Here is a 1,403-nt window from a genome sequence, read left to right as displayed (position 1 = left end):
ACCCCGACGTGGGGAGTCTCACGCTGCCGGTGATCGGCGGACACCCGGTGCCGGCCGTTGCGTACGCTGGGGCGGTGAGCAATCCGCAGACGCAGGCGTCGCAGCAGGAGGAGCCCGCCACCGACCGGTTGGCGCGGGCCGTCCGTGCGGCCGAGACCGCGCTGATCGAGTACGAGATCGCCGTCGAGAGCTTCCGCGTCGAGGTCGAGAACTTCTCCCGGCTCCACCACCAGCGGCTCGGCCCCGTCTACCGGCGCCTGGACGAGCTGGAGGCGCTGATCGCGGAGGAGGTCGCGGCACGCACCGGCGACCCCAGGGATCTGGACGCCGCGCGCGAGGCGCGGGCCGCCCTGCTGCCCATGCCGGGCCTGGAGGAACTGCTGGGCGACTGGGTGCAGAGCGACGGCCTGTCGCCCGAGGCCCTGGCGATGCTGACCGACCAGCCGGTCCGGGCCCCGGAGCGGGTGCGGCCCAGCGAGGAGGCACGACGCCGCTACCGCGAACTGGTCCGCGAGGCGCACCCCGACCTCACCACCGACCCGGCCGAGCGCGAACGCCGCGAGGCGTTTGTGGTGCGGGTCAACCAGGCCTACGCGCGCGGCGACGTCGCCGAACTCACCGCGCTGGCCGAGGAGTGGGCGGCCGGACCGGTACCCGAGCCGGACCCCCTGAGCGCCGCCGAGGAACTGTACGCACGGTTGGAGTGGCTGGCCGACCGGCGGGACCGGCTGACCCGGCAGGTCGCCGAGCTGGAGGAGAGCGCGGTCGGCTCGATGCTGAAGCTGGCCGCCGACGACCCCGACGGACTGCTCGACGAGATCGCCGACCAGTTGCAGGCGCAGGTCGTCGCCAAGGAGGCGCGACTCGCGGAACTGCGGGGCGGCACCACCGGACCCGACGGGCGCACCCCGACGCCCCCGCCGACAGAGAGGGCCTGAGGCAGATGCATTTTGGACACGTCCCCGCCGTGGACGTCCGGGAGATCCCCGAGGACGCGCTGCTCGTCGACGTGCGCGAGCACGACGAGTGGGACGCCGGGCACGCCGAGGGCGCCCTGCACGTGCCGATGGGCGAGTTCGTCGAACGCTTCGGCGAGGTCACCGAGCAGGCCGGGGACCGGCGCATGTACGTCGTCTGCCGCGTCGGCGGCCGCTCCGCGCAGGTGACCCGCTACCTCGTCCAGCAGGGCTTCGACGCGGTGAACGTGGAGGGCGGCATGCAGGCCTGGGCCGCCGCCGGCCGCCCCCTCACCGGCAAGGGCGACGACCCCTTCGTCCTCTGAGCCCGGCCGCCGAGCGGCCGGAGGGCGGCCGGCCGACCGGCCGGATGCCCGACCGGGCATCGCGCTCGCCGTGCCGGACCCTCAGGCGTCGAAGTCGACGGTGAGGGTGGGGGTTGTGGGG

The 1,403-nt window shown here is 74.6% G+C and carries 2 protein-coding genes; both read left to right on the top strand.

Features of this window, described 5'->3' with window-relative positions:
• Positions 1 to 8: 8 nt before the first annotated feature.
• A complete protein-coding gene (locus GL263_RS26500; protein WP_438948011.1) occupies positions 9 to 938 on the top strand; it encodes a hypothetical protein in 930 nt (309 codons plus the stop codon).
• Between the two features lie 5 nt (positions 939 to 943).
• Entirely contained in the window at positions 944 to 1,282 is a 339-nt protein-coding gene (locus tag GL263_RS26495) for a rhodanese-like domain-containing protein (RefSeq protein WP_182858271.1), read from the top strand.
• The last annotated feature ends 121 nt before the right edge of the window (positions 1,283 to 1,403 follow it).

The sequence above is a fragment of the Streptomyces durbertensis genome, assembly GCF_014156695.1.
Classification (GTDB): domain Bacteria; phylum Actinomycetota; class Actinomycetes; order Streptomycetales; family Streptomycetaceae; genus Streptomyces; species Streptomyces durbertensis.
The sequence above is the reverse complement of the archived record's forward strand: the minus strand, read 5'-3'. Positions and strand labels throughout refer to the sequence as shown.

What these genes read in the sequence shown, in the direction of transcription:
- GL263_RS26495 (WP_182858271.1), top strand. Translation starts at nt 944, where the DNA reads ATGCATTTTGGACACGTCCCCGCCGTGGACGTCCGGGAGATCCCCGAG.